General features: G+C 69.6%; 15 protein-coding genes. 6 read left to right on the top strand and 9 right to left on the bottom strand.

Going from position 1 to position 16,946, the window contains the following annotated elements; translation table 11 throughout:
• Window positions 1-710: alpha/beta fold hydrolase (locus WBP48_RS14990; protein WP_424441555.1), on the bottom strand; the 710-nt coding region annotated here is incomplete at its 3' end.
• A 70-nt stretch (window positions 711-780) separates the two neighbouring features.
• On the opposite strand from WBP48_RS14990, the gene WBP48_RS14985 reads away from it, so the two are divergent.
• Entirely contained in the window at window positions 781-2,244 is a 1,464-nt protein-coding gene (locus WBP48_RS14985; RefSeq protein ID WP_424441554.1) for a peptide synthetase, read from the top strand.
• A gap of 19 nt (window positions 2,245-2,263) precedes the next feature.
• Here the strand turns inward: WBP48_RS14985 and WBP48_RS14980 are convergent, their stop codons facing one another.
• Window positions 2,264-3,172 (bottom strand): DUF808 domain-containing protein, encoded by a 909-nt coding sequence (locus tag WBP48_RS14980; RefSeq protein WP_424441553.1) that lies wholly within the window; start codon window positions 3,170-3,172, stop codon window positions 2,264-2,266.
• A 424-nt stretch (window positions 3,173-3,596) separates the two neighbouring features.
• Here WBP48_RS14980 and WBP48_RS14975 point away from each other — a divergent pair, with 424 nt between their 5' ends.
• Window positions 3,597-5,183 carry an MATE family efflux transporter gene (locus WBP48_RS14975; RefSeq protein ID WP_424441552.1) on the top strand — a complete coding sequence of 529 codons (1,587 nt, stop codon included), beginning with the start codon at window positions 3,597-3,599 and terminating at the stop codon, window positions 5,181-5,183.
• A 40-nt stretch (window positions 5,184-5,223) separates the two neighbouring features.
• Complete coding sequence (locus WBP48_RS14970; protein WP_424441551.1) at window positions 5,224-6,021, top strand: alpha/beta fold hydrolase; 798 nt, start codon at window positions 5,224-5,226, stop codon at window positions 6,019-6,021.
• Window positions 6,022-6,027: 6 nt separating this feature from the next.
• Here the strand turns inward: WBP48_RS14970 and sufU are convergent, their stop codons facing one another.
• The 3 genes from sufU to WBP48_RS14955 all read right to left on the bottom strand — a co-directional run bounded on the left by sufU (window position 6,028) and on the right by WBP48_RS14955 (window position 9,350).
• Window positions 6,028-6,489 carry a Fe-S cluster assembly sulfur transfer protein SufU gene (gene sufU / locus WBP48_RS14965; protein ID WP_424441550.1) on the bottom strand — a complete coding sequence of 154 codons (462 nt, stop codon included), beginning with the start codon at window positions 6,487-6,489 and terminating at the stop codon, window positions 6,028-6,030.
• A 21-nt stretch (window positions 6,490-6,510) separates the two neighbouring features.
• Entirely contained in the window at window positions 6,511-7,719 is a 1,209-nt protein-coding gene (locus tag WBP48_RS14960) for an aminotransferase class V-fold PLP-dependent enzyme (protein WP_424441556.1), read from the bottom strand.
• A gap of 260 nt (window positions 7,720-7,979) precedes the next feature.
• Complete coding sequence (locus WBP48_RS14955; RefSeq protein WP_424441549.1) at window positions 7,980-9,350, bottom strand: NtaA/DmoA family FMN-dependent monooxygenase; 1,371 nt, start codon at window positions 9,348-9,350, stop codon at window positions 7,980-7,982.
• A 186-nt stretch (window positions 9,351-9,536) separates the two neighbouring features.
• Between WBP48_RS14955 and WBP48_RS14950 the strand changes: the two genes are divergently transcribed.
• Complete coding sequence (locus tag WBP48_RS14950) at window positions 9,537-10,544, top strand: nucleoside hydrolase (RefSeq protein ID WP_424441548.1); 1,008 nt, start codon at window positions 9,537-9,539, stop codon at window positions 10,542-10,544.
• Between the two features lie 30 nt (window positions 10,545-10,574).
• Window positions 10,575-11,195 (top strand): nucleoside deaminase, encoded by a 621-nt coding sequence (locus tag WBP48_RS14945; protein WP_424441547.1) that lies wholly within the window; start codon window positions 10,575-10,577, stop codon window positions 11,193-11,195.
• Window positions 11,196-11,292: 97 nt separating this feature from the next.
• On the opposite strand, the gene WBP48_RS14940 is transcribed toward WBP48_RS14945, so the two are convergent.
• Complete coding sequence (locus tag WBP48_RS14940) at window positions 11,293-11,541, bottom strand: hypothetical protein (RefSeq protein WP_424441546.1); 249 nt, start codon at window positions 11,539-11,541, stop codon at window positions 11,293-11,295.
• Between the two features lie 222 nt (window positions 11,542-11,763).
• Window positions 11,764-12,291, bottom strand: coding sequence for a helix-turn-helix domain-containing protein (locus WBP48_RS14935; protein WP_424441545.1), 528 nt, complete (start codon window positions 12,289-12,291; stop codon window positions 11,764-11,766).
• A 78-nt stretch (window positions 12,292-12,369) separates the two neighbouring features.
• Between WBP48_RS14935 and WBP48_RS14930 the strand changes: the two genes are divergently transcribed.
• Entirely contained in the window at window positions 12,370-13,539 is a 1,170-nt protein-coding gene (locus WBP48_RS14930) for a Fic family protein (protein ID WP_424441544.1), read from the top strand.
• A gap of 303 nt (window positions 13,540-13,842) precedes the next feature.
• On the opposite strand, the gene WBP48_RS14925 is transcribed toward WBP48_RS14930, so the two are convergent.
• Complete coding sequence (locus tag WBP48_RS14925) at window positions 13,843-15,897, bottom strand: APC family permease (protein ID WP_424441543.1); 2,055 nt, start codon at window positions 15,895-15,897, stop codon at window positions 13,843-13,845.
• Window positions 15,898-16,104: 207 nt separating this feature from the next.
• Complete coding sequence (locus WBP48_RS14920; protein ID WP_424441542.1) at window positions 16,105-16,797, bottom strand: hypothetical protein; 693 nt, start codon at window positions 16,795-16,797, stop codon at window positions 16,105-16,107.
• Window positions 16,798-16,946: the final 149 nt, after the last annotated feature.

Genomic DNA, 16,946 nt, shown 5'->3' with positions numbered 1-16,946 from the left:
ACCACGAGCCGACTCCCGGGGATCAGCTCGTTGAGTGCGCGCGCCGTCTTCAACGGGTGCGAGCGGTCGGCGGTCCAGGCGAGGATCATGGTCGGCGCCGTGATCGTGCGCACGAGCTTGCGCTTGGGAAAGTTGGTCGCCGCGGCTCCCCGCAGCACGATCGGCAGGAGATCCTCTGTGATGGCGGGCGCCGTGTCGGGCGCATCGGCGAGAGCCGGGGGTACGGTCGACTCGCCGGTCGACTCGATGAACGCCGCGGTGCCGCCGTACTCGGCATCCAGCGCGCTGGCGCGATAGATGCCCCCCTGGGCGGCGCGTAGCTTCCAGGCCGTGGGCGGGGTGACGAGGGTCAGACTCGCGAAGCGCTTGGGATCGTCGACGGCGGCGTGCAGCAGGGTTCCGGTGCCCATCGACGTTCCGATCGCGTGGACCCGCTCGTCGGGCGCGACACGATCGAGCAGCGCGAGCAGATCCTGCGCCAACCGGTCCCAGCCGTAGTTCGCCTCGTTCCGGTCGCCCGTCGACCGTCCGTGGCCGCGCGCGTCGTAGCGCAGCAGGCGGTGTCCGCGCAGGGCGCGTGACAGATCGAGGCCCAACTGGGCATCGCGCGCACGACTGGACGTCAGCCCGTGGAGTTGCACGACGAGCGACCCACGATCACCGGTCAGGTCGTAATCCAGCACCCCGCCCGGCACGGCGAAACGCGGCATCCCACTCTCCCTTCAACACAGCGGCGGGTGGAGCATCGTCGTTCACACTTTCCACCTAGACTACGGCGCGATGCGCCTCACGACCGTCACCCAGATGTCGCTGCCGCCCGGCCGGCTGCGTTCCTACGCTGCGCGCGTCGGCGACCTCGGCGATGCCGTTCCGATCTCGTTCGACCAGGGACGTCACGTCGCCGTGGGCGACCGTCCTGGGTCGTGGATGGCGTTCTCCTTCCGCGTCCCGGAAGCCACCAGCGGCGGAGACCTCGAGCACGCCTGGCTGGGCCTGATCGCGCGCCACGGCACGCTCCGAACGGTCTTCACGCACGACGAGGGTGCGATCGGCCTTCGCGAAGCGAATATGCTCCCTGGGGAATGGACGGAGCACGATGTCCCCGAAGGGATGCCGGTGCGCGACGTCCTGCGCGGTGTGCTCGACCGGATATGCCGCCCCTTCGCGCGGCCGTCCCATGCGCTGTGTGTCGTGCGCCCGGCGCCCGGTGAGTCCGATCCGCGCCCGATCGTGATCATCGCGGGCGATCATTCCCATCTGGACATGTGGTCGCTCGCTGTCGCCGCGCGCGACCTGTTGGCGGCGCTCGAGGAGGCGACGGACGCCGCCGAGGATGCCGCCCCGGTCGCCGACGCCGTCGCCGCGTTCGCCGAACACACGGCGATGCTGGCGGCCGCGCCCCCTGCTCCTGCCGAGATCGCTGAGCGGTGGGCGACCATCATGGAAGCGGGCGGTGGGATGATGCCCGCCTTTCCGCTGGATCTCGGCCTCGAGCGGTCCCCCCGACGCCACGGCCCCCCGCCGCTCGGACGGTCTCCGCAGGAGGCTCAACCCTCGAGTGAGGAACCGCCTCGTACTACGCCACCGGCCACCGGCGACGCCGGCCCCATTTCCGGGGCCGCGATCGTCGAGGTGCGCGACGTGCTGGATGCCGACGGCTTGAACCGCCTCGAGCAGCGGGCGGCGGCGCTCGGCGTGCGCACGCTGACGCTCACGATCTCGGTTCTCACAGAGGTCACGTTGCGGCTGGCGGGGCAGCCGTTGCGCGTCGTCTTCCCAGTGCACAGCAGGCACGAGCCCCGATGGCGCGACGCCCTTGGCTGGTTCGTCACGAACTCCGTGCTGGAAAGCGATGACCCCGATCCGCAGGCGTGCGTGGCACGGGTGCGTGAGGCGGTGTCCCTGGGCGGCTACCCGCTCGGGCCCCTGCTGGAGCCCTACGGTGGCATGCGCACCCCGCCCGGGATGTTCGCGCTGTCGTGGCTCGACCTTCGTCGGTTGCCGGTGCCGCAGGATGCCGACCTGAAAGCGCAGTATGTCTCCGCCGCCGCCTCGACCGACGACGTCATGGTGTGGTTCGTGACCGCGCGAGACGGCATGCACCTGCGCGCCCGCTACCCCGACACCCCGGAGGCGACGGCAAGCGTCCGGCGATGGCTCGCCGCGGTGGAGGACGGGCTACGGGCGCATGCCGCGGCCGGCACCACGCCTGGCTCAAGGGAGCTGATCGAGCCTCGGGAATAGTGGGCGCGTTCCCTCTTTGTCAGGCCGACGGCGAGTCGTGCCCCTCGGCGAAGCTCAGGTTCTTGCCGAAGGCCTTGCCGATCACGAGCACGACCCCGACGATCACGAGTCCCACCGCGAGTCCGGCGATCGCCGAGATCAGGGTGTCGCCGATCCACACGATCACCGGCCCCCACGGCTCCAGGGCGTGTTCGACTCCGTGGAGCAGATCGATGGGCGCATGCCAGCCGACCTCGCCGAGGTTGGCGAGCACCAGGTGCCCACCGACCCACAGCATCGCGACGGTGCCGATGATCGAGATGACACGGAAAACCGCAGGCATCGACCGGACGATGCGCGTGCCGGTGTGGCGTACCCGCTCCGACGGGTTCTTCGCCATCTTGAGACCGATGTCATCGAGCTTCACGAGCAGCGCGACGGCGCCGTAGACGAGCGCGGTCATCGCGAGAGCGATGAGTACGAGCACGGCCAGGCGCATCCAGAACCCGAGCCCGGGGTCGATGTTCGACAGACCGATGAGCATGATCTCCGTCGACAGGATCAGATCGGTGCGGATCGCGCCGGCCACGAGGCGCTTCTCGTCCCGCGCGCCCTCCTCTTCATGCCCGTGATGGAATCCGAACCATTCGAGCACCTTCTCGGCGCCCTCGAAGCACAGATAGGTGCCGCCGACGATCAGCAGCCACGGCAGCACCCACGGCGCGAACGCCGTCAGGAGCAGTGCGATCGGAATGATGATGAGGAACTTGTTGGCCAGCGACCCGAGCGCGATGCGCCCGACCACGGGTAACTCGCGCGCGGGTGTCAACCCCTGCACGTACTGCGGCGTGACCGCGGCGTCATCGATCACGACGCCCGCCGACTTCGCCGACGCCTTGAGCGCAGCGCTGAGGATGTCATCGACGACCGCGAGCAGACCAACAGACATGCGTGCAACAGTACTGCGCGAAGCGCCGGCATCCGTCCGCATCCTCACGAGATCCACCGCAGTTCATACGCGTTCGATTGCCGACTTGCGACGCCTCGAATCGATTCGATAGGGTGGATGCCGTGGCGCTCCGATCGGGGCGCCGTTCGCCGTCTCCGCGGCATCCGCAGACCCGCCCCGCAACCACGCCACTCCTAACGCGAAAGTCTCGTGACATGAGCCGGACCTTCTCGCCCCACGGCGCGGCAGCGCCACTGAAAAGCTGATGCGAAAGTCTCGCCACCTGAGGCAGACTTCCTCGCCCCCCACGGCGCGGCAGCGCCACTGAAAAAGCTGACCCGACAACCCGCGCTCGCGGCATCACGCCACGAACCCGCGCGATCCCCGCCCGCTCGCACTCGCTCCGACATCCCGAAGGCACACCATGGCACGTTCGCTCACGACAGGCAGTCCGTGGCGCGTCATCCTCGCCTTCTCGGTGCCCCTGCTCATCGGCAACGTCGTGCAGCAGCTGTACCAGGTGATCGACGCCATCGTCGTGGGCCGACACCTCGGCGTCGACGCGCTCGCGGCGGTCGGCGCGACCGGCAGCCTGCTGTTCCTGCTGCTCGGGTTCGCGTGGGGACTCACGAGCGGTTTCGCGATTCCTACGGCGCAGGCGTTCGGCGCGCGCGACTACGCGGCGGTGCGCCGATCGGTCGCGGCGGGGACGATCCTCACCGCGATCGCGAGCGTCATCCTCTCGTGCGCGCCCCTCCTGGCCGGTCCCGCGCTCACGCTCCTGCAGACGCCTGCCGAGCTCATGGCCGAGGCGACCGTCTTCACGCAGATCAGCTTCCTCGGGGCGGGCGCGATGATGGCGTTCAACTACCTCGCCGCGATCATCCGCGCTATCGGCGACTCGCGCACTCCGCTGGTCTTCCTCACGATCGCGTGCGCGCTGAACGTCGTGCTCGTCATCGTCATGGTCGGTCCCCTCGGCTGGGGAGTGGGGGGCGCGGCTCTCGCGACGGTCGTGTCACAGGCGGTGTCCGTCCTGCTGTGCCTGGAGTTCGTGCGACGCCGCGTCCCGGTGCTGCACCTGCGCCGCGCCGACTGGCGCGTCGCTTTATCAGGGGCGCTGCCGCGCCGCGTGGCGAGCAAGCCTGCCTCGGGGAACCAAGACGGGCGCGTTACCCGCGCCGATCTCGCCGAGCATCTGCGGCTCGGGCTCCCGATGGGCTTTCAGGCGTCGATCATCGCGATCGGCACCCTCGTCGTGCAGATCGCGCTCAACCGCCTCGGCGCCGATGCCGTCGCCGCCTACACGACCGCGTCGCGGGTCGACGGTCTGGCGGTCGCGCTGCTGCAGTCGCTGGGTCTTGCGGCATCCATGTATGCGGCGCAGAACCTCGGCGCGCGCCGTCCCGACCGGATCCGCCGTGGTGTCGTGCAGGCGATCTGGATGGCCGTCGCGTCCGCCGTGGTCCTCGGCATCCTGCTCATCGCGTTCGGCACCCCGATCGTGCGCCTGTTCGTCGGCGAGGGCTCGGAGCAGGTCGTCGAGATGGCGACGCGCATGCTGCACATCAACGGCTACACCTACACCGCGCTGGCCGTGCTGTTCGTCCTGCGCGGTGTGCTGCAGGGGCTCGGGAGCACGATCATCCCGACGGTCACCGGGGTCGTCGAGCTCGCGATGCGCGTCGGCGCGGCCGTCGTGCTCGGACACGTGCTGGGCTACCTCGGGGTCGTGTGGAGCAACCCGCTGGCCTGGATCGGAGCCGTCTTCATCCTCGCGCCGGCCTACGTCCGCGCGCATCGGGAGCTGGCGCGGATGCCGGTGGACCCCGATGAGCCGACCCTGACCACTCCGATCGCGGTCGTCGGTCCCCGCGACGGTTCGATGGTGGTGGATGCCGTCGTCACGACCCAGTCGATCCCGCTGCCGCAGCAGAGTGCGACCGATCTCGTCGCACCCGCCCGGCATCGCCGGCGCGGCACGGCGCGCGCGAAGCGACGGACGCGGTGAGAGCGGGCTCGGGCGTCGGCGTATGCGGAAGAATCGATACGTGACCGGCCCGCAGTTCCTCACCCAGATGCCCGAACCGAAGTTCCTCATGGTCGGCGACGGCTACCGCATCGCGACGTACTCGTGGGGAGAGGATGCCGCCCCGACCGTCGCCCTGGTGCACGGGTTCGCGTCGAGCACGAAGGACAACTGGGTCGCGACCGGCTGGGTGCGCGACCTCACCGCCGCGGGGTTCCGCGTGCTGGCGCTCGACCAGCGCGGGCACGGCGCGAGCGACAAGCCGCACGAGGCGAGCGCGTTCGACATCCGGCAGCTCGCACTCGACGTCGAATCGGTGCTCGACACGTACCTCGTCGACGAGGCGTTCTACGTCGGATACTCTCTGGGCGCGCGGGTGGGCTGGGAGGTCGTGCAGGACCTCTCGCCGCGCGTCCCCCGCGCCGTGCTCGGCGGGGTTCCGGACGGCATCCCGCTGGCGCGTCTCGATGTCGCTCAGGTGCGCCGGCTCATCGCCGATGGCACCCCGGTGACCGACCGGGTCACCCTCAACTACCTGGCGCTCGCCGAGCGGGTGCCCGGAAACGACCTGCGGTCGCTGCTCGCGATCGCCGAGGGGATGCGGTCGTCGCACACGGTCGACCCTGACCCCGTGCACGCGCCGCAGCAGCCGGTGATGTTCGCGACCGGTTCGCTGGATGCCGTCATCGAAGGCTCCAGGGCGCTCGCCGCTGCGTGCCCGCAGGGCCGGTTCGTCGAGATCCCCGATCGTCACCACTTCAACGCGCCCGGCTCGCGGGTCTTCCGCTCGGCGGCGATTGCGTTCCTCCGCGAGGGTTGAGTGGATTCAGGCCTTCGCGATCGCGTCCTCGAGAGCGACCCAGGCCAGCATCGCGCACTTGACCCGGGCGGAGAACTTGGAGACGCCCGAGAGCGCCGCGGCATCCCCGTAGACGTCTTCGTCGAGCTCGATCGCGCCACGCGAGCGCAGCGCCTCGCGGAAGCCCTCGATCAGCCGCAGGGTCTCGGCACGGCTGAGGCCCTCGTCGGCGACGAGGTCGGCGAGCATGGACGCCGAGGCCTGCGAGATCGAGCAGCCCCTGCCCTCCCAGGTCACGTCGGCGACCGTCTCGCCGTCGATGCGCGCGCGCAACGTGATCTCGTCGCCGCACACCGGGTTCTTCTGGTACGACGTCCCGAAGGTGCCGGGTTTGCCGTCGGCATCCCCCTCATCGGTCAGCCCGAAGTGCTGCGGATGCTTGGAGTGGTCGAGGATCAGCTCGCGGTAGAGGGCGTCCAGGTCGTTCATATCGATGCTCCTGCCAACGCCTCAGAGCCCGAAGTAGGGGCGGATGCCGGCGACGGCGTTGACCAGCGCGTCGACGTCGTCGGTGGTGGTGTACAGGGCGGTGCTCGCGCGGACGCTCGCGGTGACACCGTAGCGCGCGTGCAGGGGAGCGGCGCAGTGGTGGCCGACGCGCACCGCGATCCCGAGCGCGTCGAGATACTGTCCGGCGTCGTGCGCGTGCACGCCTTCGACGTCGAAGGACCACAGTCCGACGCGGTCGGCTCCGGCAGCGTCGCCGAGCAGGCGGATGCCGGGGATCTCGGTGAGCCCGGCGCGCATGCGCGCCGCGAGCATGCTCTCGTGGGCATGTATCCGGTCGAGACCTATGCCGTCGAGGTAGCGGGCCGCCGCGGCGAGCCCGATCGCGGGTCCGATCGGCTGGGTGCCCGCCTCGAACCGCTGCGGCGGGGGAAGGTACTCGGCGCGGTCGAGGGTGACGGTCGTGATCATCGACCCGCCTGTGAGGAAGGGCGGCAGCGACTCGAGCACCTCGGTGCGGCCGTAGAGACCGCCGACGCCGTAGGGCCCGAGCATCTTGTGTCCGCTGAAGGCGGCGAGGTCGACGCCGAGCGCCGGCAGGTCGAGGCTCAGGTGAGGGGCGGATTGGCAGGCATCCAGCACGGTGATCGCGCCGACCTGTCGCGCAAGCCCGACCAGTTCTGCGACCGGGTTCACGATGCCGAGGACATTCGAGACATGCGTGAACGCGACGACGCGGGTGCGCTCGCCGATGAGTTCCGCGGCGGCATCCAGGTCGAGGGTGCCGTCGTCGTGTGCGGGGATGTGTCGGAGCACGGCGCCGGTGCGACGGGCCAGTTCCTGCCACGGGATGAGATTGGCGTGGTGTTCGATCGTCGTCGTGACGATCTCGTCGCCGGGGCGGAGCAGGCCGGCATTCCCGAGGGAGTATGCGACGAGGTTGAGGCCCATCGTCGCGCCGGTCGTCCACACGAGCTGCTCGGGGGCGGCTCCGACGAACCCGGCCACCGTGGCCCGCGCGTCCTCGAACAGTTCGGTCGCCTCGGCGGCGAGCGTGTGGGCGCCGCGGTGCACGGCGGCGTTGGCGTGCAGCAGGAAGTCGCGCTCGGCGTCGAGCACCGCGAGCGGCCGCTGGCTCGTGGCCCCGGAGTCGAGATAGACGAGGCGGTGGTCGTTCACCTGCTCGTCCAGGATCGGGAAGTCCGCCCTCAGCGCGGCGGCATCGAGCGGCGCGGGTGCCGTCGGCTGCGCGGTCGCGGTCGCGCCCGTCGGCTGAGCGGTCGCGGTCGGCGCGGCGGACGCGGTCGACACGGTGGCGGTGGTAGAAGTCACCCATCAAGGCTACGCCCCGGCATACGCCCCGGCTCCGTTGCAGCCGGCTTCTTCGGAGGCGCCGTTGTGTGGGTGGTGGGCGTGCTGACTCGCAGTTCAGCGCCTCCGAAGCTCGGGCCCGCCCCTACCGGCGCAGGCGCTCACCCGCGCCGGTATCGCGCTCCCGGGTGCCAGTCCGGCAATCGGGGCGAGCCGGTGCCGGTGAGCATCTCGCGCAGCGTCCCCGTCCGCGGAGTGGCGGGGAGCAGGCCGCGCTCGCGCAGCACCGGCATGAGCAGGTCGGTGAACTCGGTGTAGCCGTCGGCGCCGCCGTACCAGTTCTCCACGAGGAAACCGTCGATGTCGGTCGTCTCGACGAACGCCGCCACCTGATCCGCAACGGACGCAGCCGTACCGGTGAACTTCATGCCGCCGAAGGTCGACGGCAGCGAGTCGAGGATGTCCCCGATGGTGGGGCTCGTGCCGTCGGGGTTGCGCCACAGCGCAAGCATCGTCTGGCCCACCTCGGTCGAGACGTCGTCGAGCGTCGCGGCGGGGTCGAGCCGGCCCAGGTCGACCCCCGACCACCCGAGGAACAGCGCCGCCGTCGCCTCGCGCGTCGGCGTCGCGTCGAGTTCCGCGCGCAGGCGCTGCGCCTCGGCATCCGTCTCGGCGATGACGAACGACGATCCGTTCACGATCTTGACCGAATCGGCGGGACGTCCCGCGGCGACGGCCTTGGCGCGCAGCTTCGCGATCGTGCCCGCGAGGCGGCCGGCGTTGCGGTCCTGCACGAACACGCACTCCGCGAACCGCGCCGCGAACGAGGTGCCCGCCTCGGACGTACCCGCTTGGAACAGCACGGGCGTGCGCTGCGGCGACGGTGTCGCGGGGAAGTAGCCGTCGAACCGGAAGTACCGGCCGTCGCGGCGGATACGGTGGACCTTCGCGGGATCGGCGAACACCCGGGCAGCCTTGTCGGCGCGCAGTGCATCGTCATCCCACGCGCCCTCCCAGAGCTCGAGGTCGAGATCGACGAACTCCTCGGCGGCAGCGTAGCGCTCGTCGTGCGGCGTGACCTGCGTGCGCCCCAGCAGTCGCACGAGCGCCTGCTGGTTGTCGCTCGTGACGATGTTCCAGCCGATGCGCCCCCCGGTGAGGTGGTCGAGCGTCGTGAACGTGCGTGCGTTGAGCAGGGGCTGCTGCGCAGTGGTGGATGCCGTGGCCACGAGCCCGATGCGCGGCGCGGCCGCCCCGAGCGCCGACATGATCGCGAGCGGGTCGTGCACCGGGAACTGCACCGCCTCGCGGATGACGGCCTCGGGTACTTCGCCCTCGTCGTTCATGGGGTAGCCGATCGCCTCGGCGACGAAGAAGAAGTCGAACCCCGCGGCATCCAGCTTTCTCACCATGTCGGTCCAGAACCCGAGCGACGCGAACCCGCTCGTGTTCGCGCGAGGGTGGTGCCAGCTGTTGCCGATGAAGTTCGGGGTGAACTCCTCGAACGCGCCGAGGATGAGCTGTTTGGTCATGGGTCCTCCGTCGTGACGCCAGATTGCCTGCTGTCACCTGACCATGCGCACGTTGCGCACACCGGCGCCGCGGTTACGGGCGTGTAAAACGTCCGCCGCCCGAGTCGCATGGCGCCACGGCGACACCTCCGGCGCAGTAGCGTCAGACCTCGTTCGCCCATATGCAGCACGACTCAGGAGCCGCCCGTGATCCCCCTCGTCATCGACACCGACACGGCCGCGGACGACTGCTTCGCCCTGCTCGTGGGGCTCTTGGACCCCCGTGCTGACCTCCGCGCCGTCACGATGGTCGCCGGCAACGTCGGGTTCGAGCAGCAGGTGCACAACGCGCTGCTGACGGTCGCGCTCGCGGGCCGCGGCGGGGAGGTTCCGGTACACCTGGGCGCCTCCGCGCCGCTCGTACAGCCGTGGGTGAGCGCGGCGGACGTGCACGGCGACGGAGTCGGCGGCATCCGTCGTCCCGATGACGGCCACGCGCCCGCAGTGATGCATGCTGTCGACGCGTTGATCGCGCTGTCGAAGGAGGATGCCGGGCGCCTGCGCATCGTCGCGATCGGGCCGCTGACCAACATCGCGCTCGCCGTGCGCATGGACCCGGGGTTCGCGTCGCGTATCGAACGGCTGACGATCATGGGCGGATCGCTCAACGGCCGCGGGAACATCACGCCGGCCGCCGAGTTCAACATCTACGTCGACCCCGAGGCGGCGGCGATCGTGCTCGACGCGCCGTTCCGGGAGATCCAGGTGGTCAGCTGGGACCCGCTGACTCTCAACCATGCCGTGTTCGATGCGGAGCGCATCGAGCGGATCGCGGCGGTCGGGACGACGCTGTCGGCGTTCTTCGTCCGGGCGAACCAGACCACGTTCGACTTCGACATCGCCGCCGGTCTCGCGGGCTCCACGCATCCCGACTCCCTCTCGGTGCTGCTCGCGCTCGACGAGGACATCGTCGAGCGCGAAGAGCGCTATCGCATGTCGGTCGAGACCGGCTCGACTCTCACGCGCGGGGCGACGGTGTGCGACTGGCGGAGCGAGAACCCGAACATCGTCGCGCCCACGCGCATCGACGGTGAGCGCTTCTTCGAGTATCTGTGCGCGCTCATGGCTTTGATGCCGGACACCCCCGAGGCGGTGCGCGCGGCCATTGCCGCCGACGCAGCGGGCGACGTTGCGGCCGACACGGCGGGAGACTGACGGCGCCGCCGGGCGACCACGCCGGGGACGATGAGAGCTGAGGACGATATGCACCTGACCGCCCACGAGTACACCATCGCGTTGCCGGCGTGGATCGACGACGAGCTGGCCGATGTGCCCGACGTGATCCCCGACCTCGAAGACCGGATGCGGCTGGTGCACCGCCTGGCCGACCGCAACTGGCGGGAGGGCAACGGCGGTCCGTTCGCGGCGCTCGTCGCCGAGTCGGGCACGGGGCGCATCGTATCGGTCGGCGTGAACGTCGTGCTCGCGACGGGCGTCTCGTCGGGGCACGCCGAGGTGACGGCGCTCGGGCTCGCGCAGCGCGCCGTCGGCGGGTGGGACCTGGGAGCCGCGGACCAGCCCGACCACGAACTCGTCGTCAACTGGCGACCGTGCGTGCAGTGCTACGGGGCGACGCTGTGGTCGGGTGTGCGCACCCTCGTCGTGGCGGGGTCCGGCCCGGAGCTCGAGCGGATCACGACCTTCGACGAGGGACCGATGCGCGAGGACTGGGCCGCCCGGTTCGAAGCCCGCGGCATCCGTGTGGTCGACGGCATCCTGCGCAATGAGGCGCTCGAGGTTTTCCAGACATACCGGGATGCCGTTGATGCGGGCGGCGTGGACGTGTACAACGCGAGGCGGGGGTAGTGCGCGGGCGAAGCCTCCGCTGCCGCGTTGCGCTGTCGAATGTGGCTCGCGCTGCCGAACTTTCCGCAGCGCGAGCCACTTTCGGCCGCGCGTTGAGCTAGCCGAGGAGAAGCACTGGATGCGCGTCGCCGTCATCGTCTCCCGGGCTGTGCGCTTCGATCCAGGTGTCCGCGAGGTCGGCGCGTCCCACGACGGAGAAGAGCGCAACGAGCGCGTCCACTTCGTCGCATGTGAGCTGTCGGGCTACCTCAGCGGCAAGAGCGGGGTCGCGCCAAATGTCGATGAACCTCTGGATCGAATTGACGACGCGTGGTTCGTCCGGCCCCGACACGACATCAGCTGGCATCGGATGCCGCGGCTCGAAGATAGTCGTAGAGACAGAGTTCCACAGGCTCATCGTCGACGAGCACAGCGCCGACCACGTTGATCTGCCGCTTGGTCACGGTGCAGGACCTCTCGATGGTTCGCAAACTTGTGACCAATGTAGCCGGCGAGCAGGTGATCGGATTGTCCCTGAACCGGGACTGGCGTCGATGCGCTGTTAGCGACGACCGCCATCGACGATCGCTCACTCAGCGTCCAGCTCGGAGAGTCGCTTTAGGTCAGCAGGGTCACGGACCTGAGCCCTCGCGTCGAGACCGGCGCGCTGCAACTCGCGCATCGCGGCGCGACGCTCGGCGCGGAAGCTCTCCTGGTAGGCGATCAGGTCCCCCAGCCGGACGCGGCGGTGCCGGCCGGGCTTGTCGTAGGCGATGTCGCCCGCCTCCAGCAGGCGGACCAGCGTCGGACGGCTGATCCCAAGGAAGTCTGCGGCCTGCTGCGTCGTCATACTCACACCCTGCGGCACGACAGTGATGCCCTCGCCCGCGGCGAGCGCATTCGTCACCTGGTCGAGGATGCGGAAGATCTCATCCGGGATGGGGCGGGCATTGCCCTGGGGATCGACGAGTGCTGCCCTGGACGAGTTCTGTGTACGGAGGACCTCGATCTCGCGCAACAACAAGGCGAAATCGAGAATCTCCTCGCGGGCGTCAGTCTCGGGGAGATAGGTCTGTGCCTGGCGGGCACCGCGGGGCATATCGATCGAGGTGCTCAAGGCATCCATGCTACGTAGCTAAACGAAAAAATCGAACACGCAGCACCGTGTGACTCAATGATGTTTAATAATAGTCATATGGTCAACCGCAGCCAAAGAGGCAACGCGCTGTTCGCAACGCCTGATCTCGACGGTCGTGAGCAGGAGGTGCTCGCGCAGATCGGCGAGTTGAAGACGAGCCTGCGCTTCTCCCTCTATGAGCCGCGTCGCTGGTCGGGCGCGCTGCGCCGCATGACCTTTGCGCGGAACATCCAGGGCTCGAACAGCATCGAGGGTTACGACGCCCGTCTGGACGACGCGGCCGCCGTCGCTCTCGGCGAAGAGCCACTCGACGCGAGCACCGAGACGGCCCTCGCGCTCGCCGGATATCGCAGCGCGATGACGTACGTTCTGCAACTTGTCCAGGATGACGATCTGCTCGTCTCCGAAGACCTCGTGAAGAGCCTGCACTTCATGATGACGAGCTATGCGCTGCAGAACCGGCCTGGCCGGTGGCGGGTGGGACCGGTGTACGTGCAGCGGGAACTGACGAACGAGATCGTGCATGAGGGTGCCGATGCCGCGCTCGTCCCGGCGCTGATGTCGAGCCTCGTTGGAGAGATCAATCGGGGAGAGGCGGCCGCCATCGTCCGCGCCGCCATGGTGCACCTGAATCTCGTGATGATCCACCCCTTCAAAGACAGCAACGGACGCATGGCGCGCTGCCTGCAAAGCCTCGTGCTCGCCGCCGACGGCACGCTCGCCCCCGTGTTCATGAGCGTCGAGGAGTACCTCGGCCGCAACACCGGGGCCTACTACGACGTGCTCGCGCGCGTCGGCGGTGGGGGGTGGCACCCCGAGCGCGACGCGCGACCGTGGTTGCGGTTCATGCTCACCGCGCATCTGCGCCAGGCGCAGACGCTGGAACGGCGTGTGCAGACCAGCGAGCGGGTGTGGGAGGAACTGGACCGGATCACCCTGGAACTCGGGGTACCCGAGCGCACGCTCCCCGCGCTCTTCGACGCCGTCTTCGGATACCGACTGCGCCGGGCGACCTACCTCGCCGCGCTCGCCGACGCGGGCGAGACCGTATCGGAGCAGACCGCGACGCGGGACTTCAAAGCGCTCGTCGACGCGGGGCTGCTCGAGCCTGTCGGCGACAAGCGGGGCCGCTACTACGGCGCGGCACCCGTGCTGCGTGAGATCGGTGCGCGCACGAGGGCTCTCCGCGAGCTGAAGGACGAGGCCGACCCATTCGCGCCGGACTGACCCGAAAGTCGCGCAACATGACCCAGACTTTCTCGCCCCACGGCGCGGCAGCGCCACTGAAAAGCTGACGCACCCGACGGCCGGTGGCTGACTTGGCGCAGAGCCGTCGACCCCGCCGCGCCGATGCGAGACTGGATGGGTGAGGGATGAGGTCTTCTCGGCGGCGGGGGTAGCGCGAGGCGAAGCCCCCGCTGCCGCGTTGCGCTGCCGAATGTGGCTCGCGCTGCGGAACTTTCGGCAGCGCGAGCCGCTTTCGGCCGCGCGAGCCGTGCCGGCGGCTCCGCGCGGCAGGCGGATGCCGCTTCAGCTCTCCTCGTCCATGTGTGACACCAGGCCGTACGTCGCGATGAGGCCCGCCCGGTCGTCGCCCGCGGACGGCCGGGAGCGGCGGCCGTAAATCAGCTCCGACGAGTCGAGCAGCCAGGGCACGAGGGTGATCTGCACGCCGTGCACGAGCATGAGCTGCTGCGCGATGCGCCGCGCACGCCGGTTGTGCAGCAGGTTCTCCCACCAGTGCCCGACGATGTACTGCGGCAGGTACACCGTCACGAGCGACGGGCCGTGCTTCGCGCGGTACTCGGCGATGAAGCGCGCGAGCGGTGCGGAGTAGTGCCGGTACGGCGACTCGATCACGAGGAGCGGCACCGGCATCCGGTGGAACTCCCACTCCTCCTGCACATCGCGCGCTTCGTCGGCGGTGACGGCGACGTGCACTGCGAAGACCTTGTCGTGCCGCGCGGAGAGGGCGTAGTCGACGGCCTTCGCGACGGGCTTCTGCAGACTGCCGACCAGCACGATCGCGACGTCGCCCGACGAGCCGAAGTGCACGTCGTCGTCCATCGCGATCTCCTGCTCGACGTCGCGGTAGTACCGGTGGACGCCGACCATGAGCACCGACAGCACGGGAATCGCGAGGAACACGAGCCATGCGCCGTGCGTGAACTTCGTGATGGTGACGATGACGAGCACGACGATCGTGAAAGTCGCGCCGAGCGTGTTGAGCACGAGTCCCGTCCTGGCCGCGCGGCGGTCCGCGCCCGCCAGCTTCGCCCGCGACTGGGCCAGCAGCCGCAGTTCGCGTCGCCAGTGCCTCACCATGCCGAGCTGACCGAGCGAGAACGAGACGAACACGCCGATGATGTACAGCTGGATGAGCGTCGTCAACCGCGCCTGGAAGACGATGAGCACTGCGACTGCGGCCAGGCCCAGGATGATCATCCCGTTCGAGTACACCAGCCGATCGCCGCGCGTGCGCAGCGCCTTCGGCGCATAGCCGTCCTGCGCGAGCACCGAGCCGAGCAGCGGGAACCCGTTGAATGCGGTGTTGGCGGCGAGCAGCAGCACGGCTGCGGTCGCCGCCTGCACGAAGAAGAAGAGGATGCTGCCGCCGCCGAACGTGGCGGCGGCGACCTGCGCCATGAGGCTCGGCTGCACCGCCGCTCGGCAGTCGAAACCGACGAGGTGACAGGGGTTTTCGGCGTAGTGCACGCCGGCGACGAGCGCGAGCAGGGTCAGGCCCGAGAACATGAGGATCGCGATCGACCCCATCATGACGAGCGTCGCCTGCGCGTTGCGGACCTTGGGCGGCCGGAACGCGGGCACGCCGTTGGAGACCGCCTCGACACCGGTGAGGGCCGAGCATCCGCTGGAGAAGGCGCGCAGGATCAGGAGGATCACCGCGGCCTGGCTGAGGTCCTCCGCATGCACCGCGAACTGGGCGCTGGAGGCGACGGGAGGATCCCCCAGCATCCATCGCACGAGACCCGTGCCGATCAGGAGTGCCACCGATCCGATGAACAGATACGTCGGGATCGCGAACGCCGTCGACGCCTCGCGCACGCCGCGGAGGTTCACGAGGATGATCAGCACGACGAAGCCCACCGCGAGCTCCACGCGCCACGCGTCGAGCCCCGGCAGCGCGGAGATGATGTTGTCGACGCCCGAGGCGACCGACACGGCGACCGTCAGGACGTAGTCCACGAGCAGAGCGGATGCCACGACCACACCCGCCTTCTCGCCGAGGTTCGTGCGGGCCACCTCGTAGTCGCCGCCCCCCGACGGGTACGCCTTGATGAGCTGGCGGTAGCTGAGGACGACGACGATCAGCAGCGCCACGACCGCCGCCGCGATCCACGGGCTGAAGGCGAGGAATGCCGTGCCGCCGAGAGCCAGGATCATGAGCAGTTCCTGCGGGGCGTACGCGACCGACGAGAGCGCGTCGGACGCGAAGATCGGCAGCGCCATGCGCTTGGGCAGGAGCTGGCCGTCGAGCTCTTCGCTCGTCAGGGGCTCGCCGATCAGGATGCGTTTGGCGATGGGGGTAGTGTCCTCAGCCGGGTCGCGGCCGTCATCCGTCATGGGAGAGTCTCGCCTCTCGCCGGCAGGGTTCCGTGCTCGGCGGCGCGGCAGCGCCCCTCAATAGCAGTCACGGCGGGCGACACTACGCCCAGCGCTGCCCCTGCGCAATGCCCCACCCGCCATCCGTGGCGCGCGAGCCGACGCAAGATGCCGCTGCGGCGCCCGCCGGGCGACCACAAGCGTCGGCTCGCGCCGCGGCGACGGCCGTCAGGCGGGGAAGTAGCGGAAGTACAGGATCGCTGTGACGACGGAGCCGTCGGTGTCGGCGATGACGCTGTACTGCGGGGCGCCGTCGGTGCTGGAGCGCGCCTGATCGAACACGAACCGGATGGCCCCGACCGCACCGCGGGGGATCTCCGCATCGGGGGACAGTGCGCGGACGGCATCCACCGTCGTCCCGATGGTCAGCCCGTGCTCGGCGACCAGCTGGATGCCGCCGACCTCGTTTCGTGAGATCAGCACGTACGAGGGCTGGGCGTACTCGGCGCGAGGCGTGCCGCCGGCCGTCTGGATCATGTCGAACAGCATGAAGCCGTTCCACTGGTAGACCGTGTAGTCGGGGTAGTCGCCGCCGTTGCCGGGCTCGACTCGGGTCGTGGGCTCAGCGCCGAACGCGTCCGTGAGCGTAGTTACGGCACCTGCAGCGTCGTCCGCCCAGGCGTAGGTGAAGATCCCTTCGCCGGTGTCGTCGACGAGGATGAAGCCGGTTGCGGTGAACTGCACCGCTGCCGGTTCCGGCGCGACCGGGGTCTCGGTGGGCGTCGCCGTCGGCGGGGCGGTCGTCGGCGGCGTCGTGGCGGACGCGGTCGCCACGGGTGACGCGGTGCCGGGTCTGGTGAGCGCGATGACGATCGTCACGATCACCGCGACGAACAGGATGCCGGCGATGATGCCGAGCACGATCGGCGTGCGCGACCGGCCCCCGCCGGCCGACTTCGGGTTGCGCGGGGGTGTGGCTTGGCGCGGCGGCCTCGGGTCGCGGGAAGGCTTCGGGTCGCGGACCGGTTTCGGGTCGCGGGAAGGCTTCGGGTCGCGGGAAGGCCTGGGGT

Source organism: Microbacterium sp., assembly GCF_049661145.1.
Lineage (GTDB): Bacteria > Actinomycetota > Actinomycetes > Actinomycetales > Microbacteriaceae > Microbacterium.
The sequence above is the reverse complement of the archived record's forward strand: the minus strand, read 5'-3'. Positions and strand labels throughout refer to the sequence as shown.

Coding starts and splice junctions, on each gene's coding strand:
- WBP48_RS14985 (WP_424441554.1), top strand. CDS start 781: ATGCGCCTCACGACCGTCACCCAGATGTCGCTGCCGCCCGGCCGGCTG.
- WBP48_RS14980 (WP_424441553.1), bottom strand. CDS start 3,172: ATGTCTGTTGGTCTGCTCGCGGTCGTCGATGACATCCTCAGCGCTGCG.
- WBP48_RS14975 (WP_424441552.1), top strand. CDS start 3,597: ATGGCACGTTCGCTCACGACAGGCAGTCCGTGGCGCGTCATCCTCGCC.
- sufU (WP_424441550.1), bottom strand. CDS start 6,489: ATGAACGACCTGGACGCCCTCTACCGCGAGCTGATCCTCGACCACTCC.
- WBP48_RS14955 (WP_424441549.1), bottom strand. CDS start 9,350: ATGACCAAACAGCTCATCCTCGGCGCGTTCGAGGAGTTCACCCCGAAC.
- WBP48_RS14945 (WP_424441547.1), top strand. CDS start 10,575: ATGAGAGCTGAGGACGATATGCACCTGACCGCCCACGAGTACACCATC.
- WBP48_RS14940 (WP_424441546.1), bottom strand. CDS start 11,541: ATGCCAGCTGATGTCGTGTCGGGGCCGGACGAACCACGCGTCGTCAAT.
- WBP48_RS14930 (WP_424441544.1), top strand. CDS start 12,370: ATGGTCAACCGCAGCCAAAGAGGCAACGCGCTGTTCGCAACGCCTGAT.
- WBP48_RS14925 (WP_424441543.1), bottom strand. CDS start 15,897: ATGACGGATGACGGCCGCGACCCGGCTGAGGACACTACCCCCATCGCC.